This window comes from Agromyces binzhouensis (assembly GCF_042672355.1).
Lineage (GTDB): Bacteria > Actinomycetota > Actinomycetes > Actinomycetales > Microbacteriaceae > Agromyces > Agromyces binzhouensis.
Genome location: NZ_JBHXVJ010000001.1, coordinates 431,645 through 454,231 on the forward strand (window position 1 = coordinate 431,645; position 22,587 = coordinate 454,231).

General features: G+C 71.3%; 21 protein-coding genes and 2 tRNA genes. 11 read left to right on the forward strand and 12 right to left on the reverse strand.

Annotated elements, in window-relative coordinates:
• Positions 1–4: 4 nt before the first annotated feature.
• The 9 genes from pknB to ACFVHK_RS02170 form a co-directional block, all read right to left on the reverse strand.
• Positions 5–1,681 (reverse strand): Stk1 family PASTA domain-containing Ser/Thr kinase, encoded by a 1,677-nt coding sequence (gene pknB, locus ACFVHK_RS02130; protein ID WP_449224246.1) that lies wholly within the window; start codon positions 1,679–1,681, stop codon positions 5–7.
• A 54-nt stretch (positions 1,682–1,735) separates the two neighbouring features.
• Positions 1,736–3,418: a serine/threonine-protein kinase gene (locus ACFVHK_RS02135; RefSeq protein WP_376927366.1), complete on the reverse strand. Its 1,683-nt coding sequence runs from the start codon at positions 3,416–3,418 to the stop codon at positions 1,736–1,738.
• Positions 3,415–4,869 carry a peptidoglycan D,D-transpeptidase FtsI family protein gene (locus tag ACFVHK_RS02140; RefSeq protein WP_376927367.1) on the reverse strand — a complete coding sequence of 485 codons (1,455 nt, stop codon included), beginning with the start codon at positions 4,867–4,869 and terminating at the stop codon, positions 3,415–3,417. The genes ACFVHK_RS02135 and ACFVHK_RS02140 overlap by 4 nt, the downstream gene beginning before the upstream one ends.
• Entirely contained in the window at positions 4,866–6,197 is a 1,332-nt protein-coding gene (locus ACFVHK_RS02145; RefSeq protein WP_376927655.1) for an FtsW/RodA/SpoVE family cell cycle protein, read from the reverse strand. The genes ACFVHK_RS02140 and ACFVHK_RS02145 overlap by 4 nt, the downstream gene beginning before the upstream one ends.
• Before the next feature lie 61 nt (positions 6,198–6,258).
• On the reverse strand, positions 6,259–7,491 hold the full coding sequence (locus ACFVHK_RS02150; protein WP_376927368.1) for a PP2C family protein-serine/threonine phosphatase: 1,233 nt from the start codon (positions 7,489–7,491) through the stop codon (positions 6,259–6,261).
• Between the two features lie 3 nt (positions 7,492–7,494).
• A complete protein-coding gene (locus ACFVHK_RS02155) occupies positions 7,495–8,028 on the reverse strand; it encodes an FHA domain-containing protein FhaB/FipA (RefSeq protein ID WP_376927369.1) in 534 nt (177 codons plus the stop codon).
• Positions 8,025–8,771 carry an FhaA domain-containing protein gene (locus ACFVHK_RS02160; protein WP_376927370.1) on the reverse strand — a complete coding sequence of 249 codons (747 nt, stop codon included), beginning with the start codon at positions 8,769–8,771 and terminating at the stop codon, positions 8,025–8,027. The genes ACFVHK_RS02155 and ACFVHK_RS02160 overlap by 4 nt, the downstream gene beginning before the upstream one ends.
• Before the next feature lie 99 nt (positions 8,772–8,870).
• Positions 8,871–11,393 carry a glycoside hydrolase family 65 protein gene (locus tag ACFVHK_RS02165; protein WP_376927371.1) on the reverse strand — a complete coding sequence of 841 codons (2,523 nt, stop codon included), beginning with the start codon at positions 11,391–11,393 and terminating at the stop codon, positions 8,871–8,873.
• Positions 11,390–12,190, reverse strand: a complete 801-nt coding sequence (locus ACFVHK_RS02170) for an HAD family hydrolase (RefSeq protein WP_376927656.1) — start codon at positions 12,188–12,190, stop codon at positions 11,390–11,392. Before ACFVHK_RS02170 ends, ACFVHK_RS02165 begins: the two co-directional genes overlap by 4 nt.
• Positions 12,191–12,483: 293 nt before the next feature.
• Here ACFVHK_RS02170 and ACFVHK_RS02175 point away from each other — a divergent pair.
• A tRNA-Leu gene (locus ACFVHK_RS02175) sits at positions 12,484–12,570 on the forward strand.
• A 90-nt stretch (positions 12,571–12,660) separates the two neighbouring features.
• On the opposite strand, the gene ACFVHK_RS02180 is transcribed toward ACFVHK_RS02175, so the two are convergent.
• Positions 12,661–13,200, reverse strand: a complete 540-nt coding sequence (locus ACFVHK_RS02180; RefSeq protein ID WP_376927372.1) for a YaeQ family protein — start codon at positions 13,198–13,200, stop codon at positions 12,661–12,663.
• A 60-nt stretch (positions 13,201–13,260) separates the two neighbouring features.
• Here ACFVHK_RS02180 and ACFVHK_RS02185 point away from each other — a divergent pair, with 60 nt between their 5' ends.
• From ACFVHK_RS02185 to ACFVHK_RS02230, 10 genes are all read left to right on the forward strand, one after another.
• Positions 13,261–13,932 (forward strand): phosphatase PAP2 family protein, encoded by a 672-nt coding sequence (locus ACFVHK_RS02185; protein WP_376927373.1) that lies wholly within the window; start codon positions 13,261–13,263, stop codon positions 13,930–13,932.
• A 65-nt stretch (positions 13,933–13,997) separates the two neighbouring features.
• On the forward strand, positions 13,998–15,869 hold the full coding sequence (locus tag ACFVHK_RS02190) for a substrate-binding and vWA domain-containing protein (protein ID WP_376927374.1): 1,872 nt from the start codon (positions 13,998–14,000) through the stop codon (positions 15,867–15,869).
• 9 nt (positions 15,870–15,878) lie between these two features.
• A complete protein-coding gene (locus ACFVHK_RS02195) occupies positions 15,879–16,934 on the forward strand; it encodes a hypothetical protein (protein WP_376927375.1) in 1,056 nt (351 codons plus the stop codon).
• Positions 16,935–17,019: 85 nt separating this feature from the next.
• Positions 17,020–17,095: transfer RNA gene (locus ACFVHK_RS02200), tRNA-Gly, on the forward strand.
• 118 nt (positions 17,096–17,213) lie between these two features.
• A complete protein-coding gene (locus ACFVHK_RS02205; protein ID WP_376927376.1) occupies positions 17,214–17,834 on the forward strand; it encodes a hypothetical protein in 621 nt (206 codons plus the stop codon).
• A gap of 75 nt (positions 17,835–17,909) precedes the next feature.
• Positions 17,910–18,437 carry a hypothetical protein gene (locus ACFVHK_RS02210; RefSeq protein WP_376927377.1) on the forward strand — a complete coding sequence of 176 codons (528 nt, stop codon included), beginning with the start codon at positions 17,910–17,912 and terminating at the stop codon, positions 18,435–18,437.
• Positions 18,438–18,523: 86 nt separating this feature from the next.
• Complete coding sequence (locus ACFVHK_RS02215) at positions 18,524–19,123, forward strand: DUF305 domain-containing protein (protein WP_376927378.1); 600 nt, start codon at positions 18,524–18,526, stop codon at positions 19,121–19,123.
• Positions 19,120–20,058, forward strand: coding sequence for a F510_1955 family glycosylhydrolase (locus tag ACFVHK_RS02220; protein WP_376927379.1), 939 nt, complete (start codon positions 19,120–19,122; stop codon positions 20,056–20,058). The genes ACFVHK_RS02215 and ACFVHK_RS02220 overlap by 4 nt, the downstream gene beginning before the upstream one ends.
• 107 nt (positions 20,059–20,165) lie before the next feature.
• The gene (locus tag ACFVHK_RS02225) at positions 20,166–20,489 is read left to right on the forward strand and encodes an SHOCT domain-containing protein (protein ID WP_376927380.1); all 324 of its coding nucleotides are present in this window, start codon (positions 20,166–20,168) and stop codon (positions 20,487–20,489) included.
• A gap of 75 nt (positions 20,490–20,564) precedes the next feature.
• Complete coding sequence (locus ACFVHK_RS02230) at positions 20,565–21,221, forward strand: DnaJ family domain-containing protein (protein WP_376927381.1); 657 nt, start codon at positions 20,565–20,567, stop codon at positions 21,219–21,221.
• Positions 21,222–21,263: 42 nt separating this feature from the next.
• Here ACFVHK_RS02230 and ACFVHK_RS02235 read toward each other — a convergent pair whose 3' ends face one another.
• On the reverse strand, positions 21,264–21,653 hold the full coding sequence (locus tag ACFVHK_RS02235) for a DUF2255 family protein (protein WP_376927382.1): 390 nt from the start codon (positions 21,651–21,653) through the stop codon (positions 21,264–21,266).
• A gap of 37 nt (positions 21,654–21,690) precedes the next feature.
• Positions 21,691–22,413: an SOS response-associated peptidase gene (locus ACFVHK_RS02240; protein WP_376927383.1), complete on the reverse strand. Its 723-nt coding sequence runs from the start codon at positions 22,411–22,413 to the stop codon at positions 21,691–21,693.
• Between the last annotated feature and the right edge of the window lie 174 nt (positions 22,414–22,587).

Sequence of the window (22,587 nt, forward strand, 5' to 3'; positions counted from 1 at the left end):
TCGCTCAGCCCGCGCAGTAGACGAGCTCGACCGCCGACTTCTGCGGCACGTCTCCCGGAGCAGGTGACTGCCGGATGACGGGCGACCCCGGCTGCGACGCGCAACTGGCATCGGGCACTGGCGTGGGCGTCAACTGCAGCGACGACGTGCCGAGGTACGAGGATGCGGCCTGCAACGACTGCCCGGTCAGGTCGGGCAGCGTCACGTTCCCCGACGAGATCGTGAAGTTCACGGTGCTGCCCTGATCCACCGACGACCCGCCCTCCGGGGCCGTCGAGATGACGACCCCGGCGCCCAAGGTGGGCGAGTTCTGCCGCGTCTCGGAGCCCGGGGCGAGTCCCGCATCGGTGATCGCGGTCTTCGCCTGCTCGAGCTGCATGTTGACCACGTCGGGAACCGAGACCGCCTCGCGACCGGTGGACACGAACACGCTGACCGGCGTCCCGGTGTCCACGATCTCTCCGGCAGCCGGTTCCGTCTCGATGACCTGGCCGGCGGGCACCGTGTCGCTCACGCGATCCATCCGGGTGGGCGGCAGGGTGAGCGCCTGGAGCTCGTTGGCCGCCTCCTCCCACGTCGAACCGCTCAACTGCGGGACCTCCCGCGCGTTGGACGGCAGCGTGTCGCTCGGCTGGAGGTTGAACGCCCAGTACATGACGGCGACGACGATGACGACGACCGCGATGATGCCGGACCAGATCCAGATCGCCGGCGGACGTCGCTGCGTCCGCGTCATGGTGTCGTCCTCGGTGAGCTGGCGCAGCGCCAGCTCGGACGTGGACAGCGAGCCCGTGGGCGTCCCGAAGAACAGCGCCGTCTCGTCGGTCTTCTTCGGCACCGGGATCCGGCCGGATGCCGCGGCTTCGACGTCGGCGCGGAACTCGGCGGCGGTCTGGTACCGGGTCGTGCGGTCCTTCGCGAGGGCGTGCATGACCACCGCGTCGAGGGCAGGCGAGACCTTCGGGTTGATCACGCTCGGCTTGACCGGCCGCTCGCTGACGTGCTGGTACGCCACTGCGACCGGCGTGTCGCCCCGGAAGGGCGGCCGACCGGTGAGCAGCTCGAACAGGACCACACCCGTGCTGTACAGGTCGGTGCGCGCATCGACGGTCTCGCCCTTGGCCTGCTCCGGCGAGAAGTAGGAGGCGGTGCCGAGGATCGCCGTGGTCTGCGCGACGGTCGTCGCCGAGTCGGACACGGCCCGCGCGATGCCGAAGTCCATGACCTTGACCTGGCCGCCGGTGGTGATCATTATGTTGCCCGGCTTGATGTCGCGGTGCACGACGCCGGCGCGGTGCGAGTACTCCAGTGCCGTCAGCACCCCGTCGATCACCCGGGCCGCGGCGGCCGGGTCGAGCGGCCCGTCGTGGATGATGTCCTTCAACAGGCGGCCCTCGACGTACTCCATCACGATGAAGGGCAGCTGCACTTCGTGGCCGGACGAGTCGAGCACCGTCTCCTCGCCGGCGTCGAAGACGCGGACGATCGTCGGGTGCGCCATCCGCGCGGCCGACTGGGCCTCCTGCCGGAACCGCATCCGGAACGCCGGATCGGTGGCGAGCTGGGGCTTCAGGAGCTTGATCGCCACCTGACGGCCGAGACGGCTGTCGGTGCCCACGTGAACGTCGGACATGCCACCGCGCCCGATGAGCGCACCCACGCGGTATCGACCCGCGAGCATGCGATCGTCATCGTTCACGGTGTCTCCGTTCGTGTAGGGCTCGTTCCGGGGAGGCTAGGGCTGGATCGTCACGGGGGCGGCGGGCGAGAACGGCGAGTCGAGCTGGCCGCAGAAGTAGCGGTACGTGACCTCGAAGTCCTGGCTGCCGGCCTGCACGTTGACGCTCGTCGTCCCGGCACCCACGGGGCTCGGCGCGGTCGCGTCGTTGGTGACCGCGACCTCGTAGCCGCTCAGCTGCTGACCGGAGGGGCAGGAGGCAGCGGGCCAGCTGACCTGGACGATCCCGCCGGATGCGACATCCGCCGGGTTCACCGTCGGCGCGTTCGCCGGCGCGCTCGGCGTCTCGGGTGCTCCGAGGTAGGTGACCGTGATGGTGGTGCCGATCTCGACGGGACCACTCGGATTGACGTCGGAGACCGTGTTCGCCTGGTCGGGGGTGGTGGCCGGCGCGCCCTCCTGGGTGGTCACGGGGAACCCGAGTGCCTCGAGTTCGGCGCGGACGTCGTCGACGTTCCGGCCGATGTAGGCGGCACGGTCGATCTGCTCGGTGGTCGGGGCAGCGGTGGTGGTCTCGGGCGGCGGCGCACTCGAGGAGGTCGGCGGTGCCGACGTGGTCGACGGCGGCGGACCGCTCGACGTCGATGCCGCCGGGCGGTTGCCGCTGTTCAGCGCGAGCGCGATCAGCGTGCCGATCAGGACGAGCGCGAGCAGGATGATGAGCACGATGAGCGGCCACGTCCACGGGCTGCGCTTGCGCTCGGCGGGCGGCTCCTCCTCGCCGTCGGGAACGGCCGCACCGGTGGCCAGCACCGTCGTCGCCGCAGTGTTCGCACCCGACTGGGGCATGAGCATGGTCGCTGCGGTCACGCCCGCCGCGGCGCCGAGCACGGCCGGCACGGCCGCGGCCGCCGCCTGGACGTCGCCCCGGCGCAGGGCTGTGGCCGCGCGCGCGAGGTGCGCCGCCGTCTGCGGACGATCGGCCGGGTTCTTCGCGATGCACGAGTAGACGAGGTTCCGCACCGGCTCGGAGACCGTGACGGGCAGGTCGGGCGGGGTCTCGTTGATCTGCGCCATCGCGATCGCGACCTGCGACTCGCCCGTGAACGGACGCCGACCCGCGAGGCACTCGTACGCGACGATGCCGAGCGAGTAGATGTCGGTCGTGGGCGACGCCGGGTGTCCGGACGCCTGCTCGGGCGAGAGGTACTGCACGGTGCCCATGACCTGGCCGGTCGCGGTGAGCGGGACCTGGTCGGCGATGCGCGCGATTCCGAAGTCGGTGATCTTCACGCGGCCGTCGGGCGTGATGAGGAGGTTGCCGGGCTTGATGTCGCGGTGCACGAGGCCGGCCGCGTGCGCGGCCTGGAGGGCCGCCGCGGTCTGGGCGACGATGTCGAGGACCTTGTCGGTCGAGAGCACGTGCTCGCGCTCGAGGATCGTGGAGAGCGCCTCGCCGGGCACGAGCTCCATCACGAGGTAGGCGCTGCCGTCCTCCTCGCCGTAGTCGAAGACGTTCGCGATGCCCTCGTGGTTCACGAGCGCGGCGTGACGTGCCTCGGCACGGAAGCGCTCGAGGAAGCCCGGGTCGCCGAGGTATTCGTCCTTGAGGATCTTCAGCGCGACCTGACGGCCGATGACCAGGTCGGTGGCCTGCCACACCTCGCCCATGCCGCCGATGGCGATCCGGGACTGCAGCTCGTACCGTCCTCCGAAGGTGAGCCCAGCACTCGGTCTCATTTGTTCAGCACCGCCTCTAGTACCTGTTTCGCCAATGGCGCGGCAATCAGATTGCCGAACCCCTCCTGACCAAGCCCTCCGCCGTCTTCCACGAGCACCGTGATCGCATACTGAGGGTCGTCGGCGGGGGCAAAACCTGTGAACCACAAGGTGTAGGGATCGTCCTCGCCGTTCTCCGCTGTACCCGTCTTACCGGCCACGCTGACGCCGTCTATTCTTGCATTACTCGCGGCGCCGTTCTCGACGCCGTTGACCATCATCTCGGTCATGGTCCGGGCCGTCGACTCGCTGATCGCACGGCCGAACTGCGTCGCGTCGAACTCCTCGATCGGGCGGAAGTCGGGCGCCGTGATCGACTCGACGAGGTCGGGGTCCATCACGATCCCGCCGTTGGCGATCGCGGCGGAGACCATCGCCATCTGCATCGGCGTGGCACGGACGTCGCCCTGGCCGAAGCCGCTCAGCGCGGTCTGCGGCGCGTCGGGGTTCGCCGGGTACGTGCTCGTCTCGGTGGGATTCGGGATCGTGAAGTTCGAGTTGAAGCCGAACTTCTCGGCCTGCGCGCGGATCGCGTCGTCGCCGAGTTCCAGCGCGAGTTCGGCGAACGGGATGTTGCACGACAGCCGCAGGGCGGTCGCCAACGTGACCTCGGACCCGCTGCCGCACGTGCCGCCGCTCGAGTTGCGCACGACCGAGCTCGTCTCGGGGAGCGTGAACTCCGCGGGGTTCGGGAACGTGCTGTCCGGCGTGTACTGGCCGGACTCGAGCGCCGCAGCGGTCATGACCAGCTTGAACACCGATCCGGGCGGGTTCATGTCGCCGCCGGTCGCGCGGTTGAAGAGGGGGTCGCCCGGGTCCTCGACGAGGTTCTGGTACGTCTGCTCGACCTCGTCGCCGTTGTGCACGGCGAGGCTGTTGGGGTCGTAGGTGGGCTTGGTGACCATCGCGATGATCCGGCCGCTGCTCGGCTGGGTCACGATGATCGCGCCCGTGTAGTCGCCGAGTGCGTCCCATGCGGCCTGCTGGGCGACCGGGTCGATCGTCACCTCGACCGAGGCGCCCATCGGGTCCTGGCCGGAGATGAGCCGATTCAGCGAGTCGAAGAACTGCGACTCCGACGTGCCGCTGAGTTCAGCGTTCAGCGAGCCCTCGAGGCCCGTCGCCTCGCCGTTCACGGGGATGAACCCGGTGACGGGCGCGTAGAGCGGCCCGTTCGCATAGATCCGCTGGAACTTGTAGTCGTCGTCGGACGGCTCGGAGAACGCGATCGGATCGCCGCCGACGAGGATCGGCCCGCGCTCGACCGAGTAGCTCTGGTACAGCGTCCGTGCGTTGCGCGGATCGGCGGCGAGGTCGTCGGCCTGCACGTACTGGATCATCGTCGACGCGACGAAGAGCGTGAGGAACATGAGGAGGGAGACGATCGTCACCCGCTTGAGTTCGCGGTTCATCCGTCGATCACCAGCCTCGGGTGGTTGCGGACCGTATCGGAGAGCCGCAGCAGCAGCGCGACGATGATCCAGTTCGCGACGAGCGAGGAACCACCGGCCGCGAGGAAGGGCGTCGTGAGGCCGGTGAGGGGGATGACGCGGGTGACGCCGCCGACGACGATGAAGACCTGGAGCGCGACGACGAACGAGAGGCCGACGCCGAGGAGCTTGCCGAAATCGTCCTGCCCGGCGAAGCCGATGCGGAAGCCCCGGGCGACGAAGAGCACGTACAGGGCGAGGATCGCGAAGAGGCCGGCGAGGCCGAGCTCCTCGCCGAGGCTCGCGATGATGTAGTCGGACTGGGGCACCGGCGTGAGGTCGGGGCGGCCCTGACCCAGGCCCGTCCCGATGAGACCGCCGTTCGCGAGGCCGAACAGGCCCTGGACGAGCTGGAACGAGCCGCCCTGCGCGTCGTACACGGCGGGGTCGAACGCGTTGAGCCAGTTCTGGAAGCGTCCGTTGACGTAGTCGAGCGTCTGGCTGGCGATGATGGCGCCCGCGAGGAACAGGCTGAGGCCGAGGACGACCCAGGAGAGCCGACTGGTGGCGACGTACAGCATGACGAGGAACAGGCCGAAGTAGAGGAGGGCGGTGCCGAGGTCGCGCTGGAAGACGATGACCGCCATCGACAGCGCCCAGACCACGAGCAGCGGTCCGAGGTCGCGTCCGCGCGGGAACCGCATGCCGAGGAAGGTGCGACCCACCATCGACAGGGAGTCGCGGTTGCGGACCAGGTAGCCGGCGAAGAACACCGCGAGGGCGATCTTCGCGATCTCACCGGGCTGGAACGTGACGAGGTCGCCGATGCCGACCCAGACGCGGGCACCGCCACGGGTCTGCCCGAGCCCGGGTACCAGCGGCAGCAGCAGGAGGACGATCGCGATGAGTCCAGAGAGGTAGGTGTAGCGGAACAGGGTGCGGTGGTTGCGGATCAGCAGGATCGTGGCGAGCGCCGCGACGATCGCGATCACGCTCCACACGATCTGGCGCACCGCTGCGCTGTCCCATCCCGCGTCGCCGTAGGCGATGTCGATGCGGTAGATCATCGCGATGCCGAGCCCGTTCAGCACCGTCGCCACGGGGAGGAGGAACGGGTCGGCGTCGCGTGCGACGAAGCGCATGGCGATGTGCAGCCCGAACACCAGTGCGGACAGGCCCGCGCCGAGCAGGACCAGCTGGGTGTCGACCCTCCCGAGCGCGCCGAGCTGCACCAGCACGATGGCGCCGGCGTTGATCACGCAGGCGACGATGAGCAGGCCGAGTTCGAGGTTCCGCAGCTTCTGCGGCATGCGGATGCGACGCACGCTCCCCGTCGCGGGGGCGCGCTCGGGTGCACGGGCCGCGCCTCGGTCAGTCAACGGACTCCTCCAATCGATCCACGATGCGCGCGGCCTCCTCGAGGGTGCCCGCCGTGATCGTCTGCTCGACGCGCTGCTGGTCGTACGCCTTCAGGTCGGCGATGTCGACCGTGGTCTCCGAGTGGAGGCGGTGCAGCGAGATCGGACCGAGGTCCTGCTGGATGCCCTGGTAGATCGCGACGCGGCCGTTGTACTCGCCGACGTAGTACCGCGTCTGCGTCCACTGGTAGCCGAGCGCGGTCACGGTGACGATCGCGCCGACGAGCAACGCGATCCAGAAGCCCCACATGAAGCGCCGCCGCCGCCGCCGGCGCTCGTCCTCCTCGATCAGCTCGTCGTAGAACTCCTCCGAGTCGGGCTCGAAGTGGGTCTCCTGCACGGGGTGCGGGCGGAAGGGCGTGAGGCGGATGCCCGGTCGTCGTGCCGGTTCGGGTGCGGTGCCGAATGCGAGCGGAGCAGCAGCCGACCCCACGATCAGCGGCGGCGTGTCGGGCGCGGGCGGGTCGCCGATGTCGACGACCACCACCGTGACGTTGTCGGGCGCGCCGCCGTCGAGCGAGGCCTTGACGAGCCGGTCCGCGACCTGCTTCGCACCGGCATCCGCCGCGAGCATCTCGTGGATGTCGTCGAACGAGACGACGCCCGAGAGGCCGTCGGAGCACAGCATCCACCGGTCGCCCGGGTGGGTGTCGATGACCATCGTGTCGATCTCGGGGGATGCCTCGACGTCGCCCAGGACGCGCATGAGCACCGACCGCCGCGGGTGGACCATGGCCTCCTCGGCCGTGATGCGTCCTGCATCGACGAGTCGCTGGACGAACGTGTGGTCGGTCGAGACCTGGCTGAGTTCGCCCGAGCGGAAGAGGTAGACGCGCGAATCGCCGATGTGCGCGATGACGACGCGGTCCTGCTGGACGAGCATCGCACTCGTCGTCGTGCCCATGCCGGTGAGCTCCGAGTGCTCGGCGACCGTCTCCTCGAGGTTCCGGTTCGCCGAGAGGAGGGCCGACTCGAGCGCCGCGGCGGCGTCGGCCGTCGAGTCGTAGTCGGCGTCGGAGTCGGCGATGCGGCGGGTCGCGATCGCGCTCGCGACGTCACCGCCGGCGTGCCCGCCCATGCCGTCGGCGACGAGGAAGAGCCGGCGGCCGGCGTAGCCGGAGTCCTGGTTGCTCGCGCGGACCCGACCGACGTGCGAGACCGCCGCGCTCGCCTTGACGCTGGCCATCGGCTACCGCCGCAGCTCGAAAGTCGTCGCTCCGACCTTGACGGTGGCTCCGAGCGGGATGGGCGTGGGCACGGTGACTCGGGAGCCGTTGAGGAACGTGCCGTTGGTGGAGTCGAGGTCCTGGATCATCCAGCGGCCGTTCCACAGCATCAGGCGGGCGTGGTGCGTCGAGGTGTAGTCGTCGCGGATGATGATCGCGGAGTCGCTCGAGCGGCCGATCGTGATCTCGTCGCGGCCGAGCGGGAACTCGGCGCCCGACTTCGACCCCGAGGTGATGACGAGCCGCGAGGCGTTCTCGGACGTGGCGTCGCCCCCGTCGCCCGTGGGCGCCGGGGCCGGCTTCGAGACCGCGGCGGTCGCGGCCGTCGCGCTCGCCGCCGGCGCGGCGCCGGCCGAGGCGGCCGCCGCATCCGGTTGCAGCTTGCGGACGCGCTGGCCGAACAGGTCGCTGCGGAGCGCATAGACGATGGCGAACACGAACACCCACAGCAGGAGCAGGAAGCCGAGCTGCAGGACGAGCAGCGTGAGTTCACTCATCGATCGGGCCCCCAGAATCCGCCGTCGTCGCGGCGCGGGGAAGCCGGGTCGATGCGGGAGGCCGTGGTGTCGGTCGGGTCGGCTTGGGCGAGCACCCGGAACACGATACGCGAGCGACCGATCGTGATGACCGAATCGGGCTCGAGCACCGACTCCTTGACGGCGCGGCCGTCGAGCTGGGTGCCGTTGGTGGAGCCGAGGTCGCGCACGCGAGCGCGCTGGCCGTCCCACTGCACCTCGGCGTGCCGACGCGATGCGCCGGAGTCGTCGAGCGTGAGGTCGGCCTCGCTGCCGCGGCCGATGACCGTGCGGCCCTTGAGGATCGGATGGCGCCGGCCGTCGACGTCGAGCACGGGAGTCCAGGCGATGCGGCCCTTCACGTTCTGCGACTCGACCTGCACCATGCCCTCGGACAGGCCCGGATCGGGGTGGAGCACGATCGTGATGCCACCGGCGAACTGGAAGCGCTGGTTCGCAGCGTGCTTCTGCACCAGGTCGGTGAGCTCGTCGACGAGCGCCGGGCCGAGCGAGTCCATGCGCTGGTGGTCGGCGGGAGACATCCGCACGATGAACCGGTTCGGCACGAGGACGCGGTCGCGGGAGACGACGGCCGCCTTCGTGTCGATCTCGCGCTTGAGCGCCGCGGTGATCTCCACGGGCTGCAGCCCCGAGCGGAAGGTCTTGGCGAACGCGCCGTTGACCGCGCGCTCGAGACCCTTCTCGAAGTTGTCCAGTAGGCCCACAGGTCTCCCGTCCGGTGCGTTTTCGACTCACATGCTAACCGCAGGCCATGCCAATGCGCCGGGCTCCGGCACGAACGATGCGGTTCCGAGAGCTTCGACTCAGTCGAAGGCCGCGGCCTGCTCGTCCTCGTCCATGTCGAGCGACAGGGTCGGGATCGACGCCGTGAGCAGCGTGCCGTCGGCACGCCGCGCACCGCGGACGTTCTGCATCGTCGGTGACCCGACCCGCCGCGCGCCGTGCCCGTCGAGCCGGACCGTCACGGGCGTGTCGGCGGTCACCACGACCTCTTCTCCGCGCACCTCGATCAGCAGCGAGGCGTTCGGCCCACCCGTCTCGAGCTGGAACCGGATCGCCTCCTCGGTCAGGTCGACCCTGACCCGCGTGCCGCGGATGGTGAGCCGGAACGAGAGCCGCTCCCAGCCGTCGGGGAGCCGCGGGTCGAAGGTGAACCGGCCGTTGTGGTCGCGGAAGCCGCCGAAACCGGACACCAGCCCCGCCCAGACGCCGCCCGTCGAGGCCACGTGCACGCCGTCGGCGGCGTTGTGGTGCAGGTCGGCGAGGTCGACGAACAGCGCGGAGCGGAAGTAGCGCAGCGCGAGCTCGTGGTACCCGACCTCGGACGCGATGATCGACTGCACCACTGCCGACAGCGTCGAGTCGCCCGTGGTCAGCGGGTCGTAGTACTCGAAGTCGGCCAGCTTCTCCTCGGTCGTGAAGCGATCGCCCTGCAGGTACAGGGCGAGCACCACGTCGGCCTGCTTCAGCACCTGGAACCGGTAGATGACGAGCGGGTGGTAGTGCAGCAGCAGCGGGAGGCGGTTGTCGGGCGTGTGCTCGAGGTCCCACAGCTCCTTCTCGAGGAACGCGGCGTCCTGCGGGTGCACCCCGAGCATGTCGTCGAACGGGATGTGCATGTACGCCGCGGCGCGGCGCCAGCCGGCGACCTCGGCCGGCGTCACCCCGAGCCGTTCGACGAGCCGCTTGTGCGCGTGCGGGTCGAGCACCTGGAGGTTGTCGACCGCCCCGGCCGCCGCGGCGAGGTTCGCGCGCGCCATGACGTTCGTGTAGAGGTTGTCGTTCACGACGGTCGTGTACTCGTCGGGGCCGGTGACTCCGTGGATGTGGAACACGTCGTCGGTGTTGGTGCGCCAGAATCCGAGGTCCTCCCACATGCGGGCGGTCTCGACGAGGATGTCGATCGCGCCGCGCGCGAGGAAGTCCTCGTCGCCCGTCGCCGCCACGTACTGGCAGAGGGCGTACGAGATGTCGGCGTCGATGTGGTACTGCGCGGTGCCGGCCGCGTAGTACGCACTCGACTCCTGGCCGTTGATGGTGCGCCACGGGAAGAGGGCCCCGTGCTGGTTCATCTCGAGCGCGCGGGCGCGGGCGGGCTCGAGCATCCGCTGCCGGAATCGCAGCACGTTCCGCGCCACGATGGGCGCGGTGTAGCTGAGGAACGGCATCACGTAGATCTCGGAGTCCCAGAAGTAGTGGCCGCCGTAGCCCGAGCCCGACACGCCCTTCGCGGCGACGCCGCCGCCGTCGGTGCGGGCCGTGGCCTGGACGAGCTGGAACAGGTTCCACCGCGTCGCCTGCTGCAGCTCGGGCTGGCCGGCGATCTCGACGTCGGAGCGCGCCCAGAAGTCCTCCAGCCAGGCGCGCTGCTGCGCGAACAGCTCGGCGACGCCGACCTCCACCCCCCGGTCGAGGGTGCGCTCGCACCGGTCGACGAGTTCGCGCGCAGGGACCTTCCTGGCCGTGTGGTAGCTGACGAGCTTCGTGATGCGGATCGGCACGCCCTGCCGGGCGCGGACGCGGTAGATGTGCTTGGCCAGGTCGTCGCCGATCGAGCTGCTCTCGCTGAACTCGTTGTCGGTCGTGATCGAGTGCTGCGCGCCGACCGCGATGGCCATCCTCGAGTTCGTCGTCTGGTAGCCGAGGACGTAGCGGCCGTCCTCCGTCCGCTTCTGCACGCGCGGCTGCAGCACGCGCTCGGTGAAGGTCTCGGCCTTGCGCGGGTCGAAGGCGCCCGGCGCCTCCGTCACTCCGCTCCGGTACTCGTCGCGTCCGTCCTGGCGGTTCAGGATCTGGCTGGAGATCGTCACCGCCGCGTCGGCGTCGAGGAGCTCGACCTCGTAGTCGATCACGCCGAGGTGGCGGTCGGTGAAGCTCACCATGCGGCGGCTCGTGATGAGCACGCGCTTGCCCGACGGCGTGCGCCACTCGATCCGACGGCTCAGGACGCCGAGCCGGAAGTCGAGCCGGCGCTCGTACCCCATGATCTCGGCCTCGGTGAGGACGAGCGGCTCGTCGTCGACATAGAGGCGGAGGACCTTGGCATCCGGCGCGTTGACGATCGTCTGCCCGACGCGTGCGAACCCGAACGCCTCCTCGGCGTGGCGGATCGGCCACGTCTCGTGGAAGCCGTTGATGAACGTGCCGTGCACGTGGCCGTCGCGGCCCTCCTCGACGTTGCCTCGGAGGCCCAGGTAGCCGTTGCCGACGGCGAAGAGGGTCTCGGTGCGGCCCATGTCGTCGACGCCGAACTCGGTCTCGACGAGCGCCCACTCGTCGACCGGGAAGATCGTGCGGTTCAGCGGATCGGTGTCGGCGAACCTCATGCGCGGTCCTCCTCTTCTGGTGCGGCGGGTGCTGCGGCGGTCGGGGTCTGGGGGTCGGCTGCGTCGTTGACGATGGCGGATGTCTCTCCGGCGCGTTCGAGGGCCGGGATGAGCTCGTCGAGCTCGTCGACGATCACGTCGGCGCCGAGTTCGGTGAGGGCCTCGCGCCCCACCCCGCGGTCGACGCCGACGACGAGCGCGAACGGACCGCTCGCGCCGGCCTTGACGCCCGACTCCGCATCCTCGATGACGGCGCACTCCTCGGGCGCGAGGCCCAGGAGCTCGGCCGCGCGCTCGAACATGTCGGGCGCCGGCTTGCCGACGATGCCCTCGCGGGCGGCGACCGCGCCGTCCACGACGACCTCGAAGCGCTCGGCGAGCCCTGCCGCCTCGAGCACCGCGGGCGCGTTCTTGGAGCTCGACACCACCGCGACGTCCCCGCCCGCACGCTCGATCGCGTCGAGCAGCGCGACGCTCGCGGGGTACGGCTCCACGCCCTCCTCGGCCAGCGTCGCGTTGAAGGCCTCGTTCTTCCGGTTGCCGAGCCCGTGCACGGTCTCCTCGGTGGGCGCGTCGGACACCTCGCCCTCGGGCAGGCGGATGCCGCGGCTCTCGAGCAGCGACCTGACGCCGTCGTAGCGCGGCTTGCCGTCGATGTGGGCGAAGTAGTCGGCGTCGCGGTACGGCTCGGCGCCGCGCGCCTCGAGGAACGGCGCGAACAGCCGCGCCCACGCGTGCATGTGGACGACCGCGGTCGGCGTCAGCACCCCGTCGAGGTCGAACAACCAGCCGCGGATGCCGCCGAGGTCGACGTCGTGCGGATCGACGGGCGCATGCGCGTCGCGGGGGTGGGTCACGGGCGATCCTTTCGATCGGGGGCGGGTCGGGCGCCGGTGCCGTGGTGCAAGGCTAAGCCCGCAGTCGTCGGCGGCGCGAGATGCGGTCGCGGTTCGGGGCGGATGCGAAGGGACTCCGGTGGCCGCTCGTGGCCCGCCGCACGGGGCGTGCCACGCGGCATCCGCGGATTCGGGCGCCCCGATGACCTGTGTTAGTCTCGGTTGGCTGGTTCGCACCTCGTGCGAAGCGGTATGCGCAAGTGGCGGAATAGGCAGACGCGCACGGTTCAGGTCCGTGTGCCCGTGAGGGCGTGGGGGTTCAACTCCCCCCTTGCGCACCACCGAGGAACGGCTCGATCCATATGGGATCGGGCCGTTTTCGCGTTCCGGGCGGACACCGTGCCGCGCCGGCGCCGGGGTGGACCGGCCGGCTACCCGGCGCGCTGCTCGTGGATCGCCGCGTCGAAGCTCGAGCCGTTGAGTTCGAGGTAGGCGTGCCGCTCGGTGATCGAGAGCGTCATCGTGTTCCGGCGCTCCAGCACCGACGCGACGTCGTCGACGAACCCGGGGTCGAAGCTGACCAGCGGGATCTCCTCGGCGCGATGGATCCGCTTCCCCGCCCACGCCGCGGCGACCTTCGCAGGATCGCGGTGCGTGTAGACGGCGGCGCGATCGGCGAGCTTGGCCCCGCGGTGGAGGCGGTCGGCATCCGGGGCGCCGACCTCGATCCAGGCGAGCACGCGCCCGGTGTCGTCGCGCACGAGGACGGCCGGCTCGTCGGTCGCGGCGATCCCCTCGCTGAAGGCGATGCCCTCCTCGTACTCGAGGCAGTAGGCGAGCAGGCGGGTCACCATGAACGCGTCCGTCTCGGACGGGTGCCGAGCCATGCGGAGGGTCAGGCTCTCGTAGCGGCCGCGGTCGACGTCCGCCAGCTGCACATCGAACGTGTGGATCGTCGCACCGAGGGCCATGGTCCACGAGCCTACGGGCGCGGCACGGGAAACCTGCCGCCGCGCGAATAGGCTGCGGGCATGCGCCCGTTCCTCCGTTCGACCGTGCTGCCGTCGCTCGGAGCGATCGCGGTGCTCGCGGCGGTCGGTCGAGCAGTGCGACGCATCGGCGGCGACGACCCCGTCGAGGACCGGGCGGTGCGCGCGCTCCAATCGACGTTCGGCCACGGGCCGGACGACGGTGATCGCGGCGTGCCCGTCGAACCGCCGGAGGCCCGCGAGCTGCTCGATCGGCTCACCCACCCGCTCTCGTGGTACTCGGGCGTGCCGCAGACGATCGCGAACGGGGCGTTCTGGTGCGGCGCGACCTGGTGGCTGACACGCGACCGGCGCTCCGCGGTCGCCCCCGGGGCGGCCCTCGCGATCGAGACCGCCTGCTTCGTCGCATCCGCGGCCCTCGTGGGGCGGCCGCGGCCGCGGGGCGTGTGGCGACCCGAGCAGCCGCACGCGACGGCGTCGTTCCCGTCGGGGCACACGGCGGCCGCCGTCGCGTTCCACACCACGCTCGCCGACCTGCTCGACCGGCACGGGGTCCGCGGCGCACGAGCCCTCGGTCCCGTGCTGCGATACGCGATCCCCGCCGGCATCGCGTTCTCGCGCATCTACCGCGGGCAGCACCACATCTCCGACACGGTCGCGGGCGCCGTGCTGGGTCGTTGGAGCGCCGGAGTCGTGCGGCGCCGGCTGCTCTGAGGCCGGGCGCGGGCGAGTGTCCCCTCCGTGATGCGATCGATATTCGCGCGACCTACCCTGTTCACATGGCACCCGTTCCGCGGCGCAGCGCCGCTCGACCCGCGATCACGTCGACGACTCGCCGGGGGGTCCGCGGCGGGCTCGTGGTCGCCGTCATCGCTGCGACGGCAGTCGCGCTGAGTGCCTGCACCTTCGGTCAGGACGACGTCGATCGCGGCCCGATCGACGGCGGGGACTTCGCCGACGACGGCTGCACGAGCGTCGTCGTCGCGACCTCGTCGGAGAAGGTGAACATGCTCGACGCGCTCGCTGCGGCGTTCAAGGAGTCGCCGGAGCACGCGGCGCTCGACGAGTGCGCGACGATCCGGCCCGTCAACGTGTCGTCGGGTGACGCGACGCGGTTCCTCACCGCGGGCGGCGACTGGCCCGACGAGGACACGCGGCGCTGGCCGGCCCTCTGGTCGCCCGCGTCGACGGTCTGGACCGAGCGGGTCGCGGCCGCGGCATCCGCTTCGCTCGTCGGCGAGCCGGTGTCGTTCACCCACACGCCGATCATCTTCGCGATGCCCGAGACGATGGCGAAGGCACTCGGCTGGCCGGACGCCGAGATCGGCATCTCGGACTTCGAGCGGCTGTGCGCCGACCCGGCGGGATGGAGCAGCGCGGGCAAGCCGATCTGGGGTTCGTTCAAGATCTCGAAGACCAACCCGAACACGTCGACCACGGGCCTCTCGGCGATCCTGATGCAGTCCTACGAGGCGACCGGGAAGACGGCCGACCTCACCGCGGGCGACGTCGCGGCCGCCGAGGAGTTCTCGCGGGTGTTCGAGGAGTGCGTCATCCACTACGGCGACACCACCGGGAAGGTGCTCACGACGCTCTACGACGAGACGCAGAACGGAGCCGGCGGCTCCGGCTACGTCTCGGCGGTGGCGCTCGAGGAGACCTCGATGCTCAACTACAACCAGGGCAACCCCGACTCGCACACCGTCCAGCCCGGTGAGACGCTGACGCCGCCGAAGGAGAAGCTCGTCGCGATCTACCCGTCCGGCGGTTCCATGTGGTCCGACAACCCCATCACCGTGCTCGGCGCCGACTGGGTGACCGAGGTCCAGCGGACGGCGGGGGAGGCGTTCGTCGACTTCCTCGCCACCGAGCCCGCCCAGCGCATCCTGCCCGAGTACGGATTCCGTCCGCTCGACGAGTCGGTGCCGCTCGGCGACCTGTTCACCGAGCAGTACGGCGTCGACCCCGCGGGCCCTGCGATCACGCTTCCGCGCCCCTCCGTCGACGTCGTGTCGGCGGCCCTCGACCAGTGGACGCAGATCCGCAAGCCGTCGTCGGTGCTCGAGCTCATCGACGTCTCCGGATCGATGGACGACGGGATCGGGGACGGCCGGTCGAAGCTCGACGGTGCGATCGACGGCGCCCAGACGACGCTGGGTCACTTCCGCTCGACCGACGAGGTCGGCATGTGGGCCTTCACCACCGGCGTGGTCTCGTCGGCGGGCGAGAACCTGATCGTGCTGCGGGATGTCTCGGAGCTCGGGTCCGACCGCGAGACGCTGAGCGCGTCGATCGACGACCTGCGGTACGCGAACCGCGAGGGAACGCCGTTGTACGACGCGATCGCCGTCGCCTACGACGAGATGGCCGCACGTGCGGAGCCGGGTCGCATCAACGCGATCGTCGTGCTCTCGGACGGGCAGGACACCGACTCGTCGATCTCCATCGACTCGCTGATCGCCAAGATCGGCGGGACGTCCCGGGAGGGCGGCGACGCGGCCCCAGTGCGGATCTTCCCGATCGCGTACGGCGAGGGCGCCGACACCGGCTCCCTGCAGCGCATCGCCGAGGCGACCGGCGGCCAGTGGTTCGACGCCTCGGATGCCGCGAAGATCGACCTCGTGTTCGCCTCGGTCATCAACAACTTCTAGGGACGGCCGATGGACGCCCGGTTCTTCGCCGCCGCCGACGGATACGTCGACGACGCATCCGACGCGCTGCAGACCACGCCGGTCTACGTCTCGACCGAGGTGGACGGTGCGTCGGCGCTTCGGGACGCGCTGCTGGCGCAGGTCGGGGACGACTCGATCGGCGTCGCCGTGTTCTCGGACAACGCCGCGCTCGAGGCATCCGGACCCGAGATCCTGACCCAGCTCGCCGAGACGACGGAGTACGACACGATCATCGTCGCGGTCGGCGACGACCTGTCGGCGGGGTCGTACGTGCTCGGCGAGGGCGAGGCGATGCAGATCGCGAATCAGGCGGAGTCCGGCGCCGACGACCTCGGGGTCGCGCTCGCCGAGACCGTGCAGGGCGTGCAGGCCGCTGCCGAGCCCGCCCCCCTGGCCGGCGGCGGCGACGGCGGCGGTGGAATCGTGCTGGGGCTCGTGATCGGCGCGGCCGTCCTCGTCGCGGGTGCCGGCGCGGCGATCGGGGTGATCCGAGCACGCCGGCGCCGAGCACGCGGTGCCGCAGGCGGGCGGCTGCCCGATCCGATCCGGCGGCACGTGGCGACGCTGAGGTCGCTGGCCGCCGAGTACGCGCAGGTCGGTGCGCGCGGCAATGCCGGCGCGGCGCAGACCGCGGACGACGTCGCGAGGATCGCCGTCAACGTCGAGGAGCTGTTCGTGAGGCTCGACCGCGCGGGCGGCGGGCAGCGCGGGATCGCCGCCATCGAGTACGACGACAAGCTCCGCAAGCTCACCGCGGCGCTCGACCGCGACTACCTGCTCGACATCCTCACCCACCCGCACCTCTGGGACGACCCCGACGAGCGCGTGAAAGAGGTGCGCGACGCGGTCGTCGCGGTCTCGGACGAGCTCCTGCAGAACATCAAGCAGGTCAACGCCCGACGCGGGCTGCACTTCCAGGTGTCGCTCGACGGCCTCATCGGCGGGCGCGAGGAGCTGCGGGAGTGGGAGCGCGCATTCGAGCGCGCGGCCGGAGAGCGCGCGGCGGGCGAGGGCACGGGCCTTCCGCCGGGTTCAGGCGACTGACGCGTTGGTATCGGCGGACTCCCGGGTCCTGTAGGCTCGACCAGCCGGGCGCAAGCGCGGCACCGGAGCGGCGGAGCCGCCCCACGCGGATGTAGCGCAGCTGGTAGCGCGTCACCTTGCCAAGGTGAAGGTCGCGGGTTCGAACCCCGTCATCCGCTCCACGTCAAGGCCCCGTCCGTTCGCCGTCGTTCACGACGCTGCCCAGCCCATCCGTCGATCGCGCCGTCTAGTCTGGTGCGGGTCGGCACGCACGGACGCGAACGGGGAAACGAGGTGCGCATGGGACGGATCAGACGGATGGTCGGCGTCGGCCTGCTCGCCGGAGCGAGCCTCGGGCTGGCCGCGTGCTCGGAACCCGTGGCGCCTCCGGCGGCGAGCGACCCCGCGACATCCGCCGCCGACATGGCCGCGGCCGCCGCGTACTGCGAGCAGGAGGGCGGCGAGGTGCAGCAGCGCCAGCCCGCCTGGCGGACGAACCTCGCCGAGGAGGACTGGGTCCCGCTCGGCGACCCGGTCGCGGTCTGCCGGTTCCAGACGCTCGACGACGAGGCCGACTCGAGGATCTACGTCGACCTCGTCACGATCTCGTCGGACGAGCCGACGCTCGCCGCGCTCGCCTACCTGTCGCGGGCCGAGATCCCCGACGACCCGCCCGGCAACCCGGCATCCGCGCTCTGCTCGTCCCTCGGAGGTACGACGAGCTTCGGCCCGAGCGCCGACGGCGGGGGACTCACGGCGGCCGACGACTCCGACGATCCCGTGGTGGCGCCGTGCACGTTCGCCGACGGGTCGTTCATCGACGAGTGGGGCATCGCGTACTACGGGGAGGGGACCGTGCGCGGCATCGACCTCTCGGGCGTGTTCAGCTTCGACCGGTCGACGTTGCCCGAGGTGTTCTGAGCGGCGTCCCAGCCTCGCGAACGGTCCCGTGACGTACGCTCAGGGGGTACTGCCGGAGCGATCGGGGAGGTGCCGGTGCGTCGATTCCGCAGCGTCTCGCAGCCCGGACGCAGGTCCGTCCGATCGGCCCTGCTCGGCGCACTCCTGATGGGAGCGCTCGCCCTCGGGCTCGTCGCGATGCACGACGTCGGCTCCGCGCACGGGGTCCACGACCCCGGGTCGCAGGTCGCCCAGATGCCCGTCGCCGGAGGTGGGCACACGTCGGGTGGGCACTCGACCGGGGCCGGCGGTCCGACCGACTCGCACCACGGAGACGTCGCGGCCGTGCCGGTCGTCGCTGCGGCCTCGGCGGTCGGCATCACGGCCCTCGACGTCGTGGCGTCGAGCGCGTCCGATGCCCTCAGCGGCTCGCTGCTCGCCGACTGCGCCCTCGCCGTCGCATGCGCGCTCGCGCTCGCCGTCGTCGCCGCGCTCGCCCTCGGGGCGCGACCGACTCCCCTCGGGCGTCTGCGCCCGCCCACGCCGGCGCCGACGAGCGGATGCCTCGCACCGTTCGTCGGACGTCGACCCGACCTGCACGCGCTCTCGATCAGCCGGACCTGAATCGGCGCACGCCCGTCCACCCGCCGACGAGGTGGGTCGCCGGGCCCGGCGATTCCGAGTACCGATCCACGATCGAGAGAAGCACCATGCACACGACACGAACGACCCTGACCCTCGCGACGACCGTCGCGCTCGCCCTCGCGCTCTCCGGCTGCGCCGGGCCGACCACGAACGGAGCCGACAGGACCGGCTCGGCCGGCGCCGCGACATCCGCCTCGGACGCCCGACCCGGCGCAGCCGACGTCATGTTCGCGCAGATGATGATCCCGCACCACGAGCAGGCCGTCGAGATGAGCGAGGAACTGCTGGCGAAGGACGGCATCGACGACTCGGTCCGCGACCTCGCGGAGCAGATCATGGCCGCGCAGCAGCCCGAGATCGACCTCATGCGCGGATGGCTCGACGCGTGGGGCGCGGAGGAGCTCGACGACATGGGCGGGATGGACCACGGCGACGGGATGATGTCCGACGACGACCTGGCGATCCTCGAGGAGGCCACCGGCGAAGAGGCGTCCCGTGTCTTCCTGCAGCAGATGATCGTGCACCACGAGGGGGCGGTCCGGATGGCGCAGACGGAGATCGCGCAGGGCGAGCACCCGGACGCGGTCGAGCTCGCCGAGGCGGTCGTCATCGCGCAGACCGAGGAGATCGCCGGGATGCAGGCGATGCTCGAGGGCTCGCAATGACCCGCGCGGTCGGCAGCCGTCGGCGCTCGGCCGCAGCGACCCTCGCCGCGGTCGCCGCGGCGACGGTGCTCGCGGCGTGCGCCCCGACATCGCCGCCCGAGCCGGAACCCGCACCGGCGGCCGCGTTCGGCCACGTGCACGCGCTCGGCTGGGATCCGGTCTCGGACCGCACGTACGCGGCGACGCACGACGGCGTCTGGGAACTCCCGACCGGCGCGATGCCGGAGGCGTATCCGGGTGCCGGGGCGGGTCCTGCCGAGCCCGTGCAGGTCGGAGGGAACCGTCAGGACACGATGGGATTCACGGTCGCACGCCCGGGGCTGCTGCTCGCTTCGGGACATCCCGGCGCGGATGACGACCACGACCTCGAGGCGCCGAACCTCGGCCTCATGTCGAGCACGGACGGGGCGCGCACGTGGACGCCCGTCTCCCTCCGGGGAGCGGTCGACTTCCACGACCTCGAGGCCGCCGAGCTCCCCGGCGGGGGACTGCGGGTCTACGGGCTCGACTCCGCAGACGGCACCGTCCGGGTCAGCGACGACGGGGGTGCGACCTGGGCGGCGGCCCCGCCGATCGCCGCACGGGACCTCGCGGTCGACCCCGGAGCTCCCGATCGGATCTACGCGACCACGGCGGAGGGCCTCATGCGCAGCGACGACGCCGGCGCGAGCTGGTCGCGGGTCGACGGTGCGCCCGCCCTCGTCCTCGTCGTCGCGACGGATGCCGGCGACCTGGTCGGCATCGACGTCGACGGCACCGTCCAGCGCCTCCGCGGCGACGAGTGGACGGCGCACGGACGTGCGAGCGGCGCCGTCGAGGCGATGGCGGTCGTCGGCGGGGACGAGCAGTGGCTGCTCCTCGCCGACGAGCGCGGGATCGTGGCATCCGACGACCTCGGCGCCTCGGTGACGGTCCTCGTTCCGGGCGCGACGTGACGTGACCGGGCGCCGGTGACCGCGGAGCCCGGACCGCCGGGCCCAACGACCCGGTCCACCCGCTCGAGATGACGTTGACTGGGGGTGCCCGGCGGGATACCGCCCGGGTGCCGACGGAGGAGGTGGCGCCGATGATGTGGGACTACGGCTTCGGCGGATGGTGGATGTGGCTCCCAGGGCTGCTGTTCGGCGCGCTCGTCATCGGCGGCATCGTGGTCCTCATCGTGCTGCTCGTGCGATCGGCCTCGGGATCCGGCGGCTCGGGTCAGTCGGGGCACTCGGGCGGCCCGCCCGCCGCCGTGGGCTCGCAACCCGATCGCGCCAGGCAGATCCTCGAGGAGCGGCTCGCGCGCGGTGAGATCACGCCCGACGAGTTCCGCAGCCTGATCGCGACCCTCGACGAGGGACGCGGGGGCGGTCGTCCGGGCTGACGCCCGACCTGCGAGACGCGCTCGAGCGACCTACGATCGATGCACCGGCCGGGTCGGACGGGAGGCAGCGGGCAGATGGTCGACGATCCGCGACGCGAGGCATGGCAGTACCGCCTCGAGCAGTGGGAGCGCGAAGCGGCGCGTGAGCGCGGCGAGACCGCCGACGGCGAACTCGATGCCGGGTCGGCGGACGCCGCGGAGCGCGCGGGTTCCACCGAGCCGACGTCGGAGCGACCCGCCGATCGCACCACGGCGGGATCCCTCGCCGCCGAGCGCGCGGCCTACGTCGAGGTCGTGATCCAGCAGGCGATCCGTCGCGGCGAGTTCGACGACCTGCCCGGCGCGGGCAAGCCGCTCCCGGGCCTCGGCCGACACGACCCGGACTGGTGGATCCGCCGCAAGATCGAGACGGAACGGCTCACCGGGCTCGGACCGCCCGCGCTCACGCTCCGCGTCGAGTCGGCCCAGCTCGACGACCGCCTCGACCGCATGCACCGCGAGGACGACGTGCGCGACGCGCTCGACGAGTTCAACGCCCGGGTGGTCGAGGCGCGTCGCCAGCTGCTCGGCGGGCCACCGGTCGTCACGCCGACGCGCGACGTCGACGCCGAGGTCGAGGCGTGGTGGGCGCGGCGCGAGCGGCGACGCCTGGCCGCCCAGGAGGCGGAGCGACGGCGCGCGGAGGAGGAGGCCGATCGGCGGGCACGCCGGCGCTGGTGGCGGCGCGGCTGACGGGGGGCGCGAGACGGACGGTGCTCGCCTGCCCCCCGCGCTTCAGTCCTGGGCGTCGAGGCGCAGGGTCACGCCGCGGACGTCGTCGCCGAGCACGGTCGCCGTGACGTGCGCCGCGTGGTGCGGGCCGTACTTCCGGGAGTACTCGGCATCGAGCGCCGCATGCAGGGCGGTGTCGTCGGCCGGTACCGGGACGAACGCGACGTCGCGGATGACCCCGGCCGACTTGATGCGACCGACCCCGGCCTCCTTGGCGCGCTTGTACCATCCGTTCTCGGGTCCGTAGGCGGAGCGGATGAACAGCTCGTCGCCGACACGGGCGACCCACACGGTCGTGAACGGGCGCAGTGACCCGTCGTCGCGCACCGACGCGACCTCGAGCTGGTCGGCCGCGCCCACGCGGTCGAGTTGGTCCTCGGTCCAGTCGTTCATGTTCGGTCCTCTCTCATACGGGAGCGGGCTGCGGAACTCACACGAGGGTCGGCTCATCGCCGAGCGGCGCGATGAGCGTCTCGTCGTGCGGATCGATGCGGCGATGGTTGTTCACGCGCGGATCGACCTCGTACTCGGAGATCGTCGGCGCGACGCGATCGGACTGCGCGATGAGGAAGTCGACCATCGCCGACGCGCCGGCGGGGGAGAGCTTCTCGGGGTCGAGGTAGCGGTCGATCGCATCGAGCGGGAGGTACACCGGCATCCGGTCGTGCACCTCGCCGGAGGCGTCGCGCGCCTCGCGCGTGATGATCGATGCCGACACCTCCCACGTGCCGTCGTCGAGCTTGCGCGCGGTCGAGATGCCCGCCGCGGCGAGCAGCTCATCGGGGCCGTGCAGGTAGTGCGCGCGCTTCCTCCCCGGCTCGCCCGTCCACTCGAAGTAGCCGCGCATCGGCACGATGCAGCGCCCCGAGGCGAATGCGCCCTTCCAGAGCCCGTTCGTCGCGACGGTCTCGATGCGGCTGTTGAACTGCGGCCGCTTCGACTCCTTCATGAACGCGGGGTGGAAGTCCCACCGCGCGGGCTCGAGACGGCGGACGAACTCGCCCGTGTCGGAGCGGGCGCGCTCGCGCACGATCGGCACCGTGTCGGTCGGCGCGAGGCTGTACGACGGTCGCCAGTCGGCGAAGTCGTTCTCGGCGTCGAAGACCGCGGTGAGGTCGTCGGCCTGCTGCGAGACCACGAATCGTCCGCACATGTCGGGTCGCCCTTCGATTTCAGGATGCCGCGAGCCTACGCCGCGCCCCTGACGGCCGTCACAGGTGGAGCGACCCCGCCTGGGGAAAACGCATCCTGTTGTAAATGCGTTCGCATCGGTAGCGTGAGAGGCAGAGATCGGCCCCTCCGGGGCCGGCGGGCCGTACGACGTCGT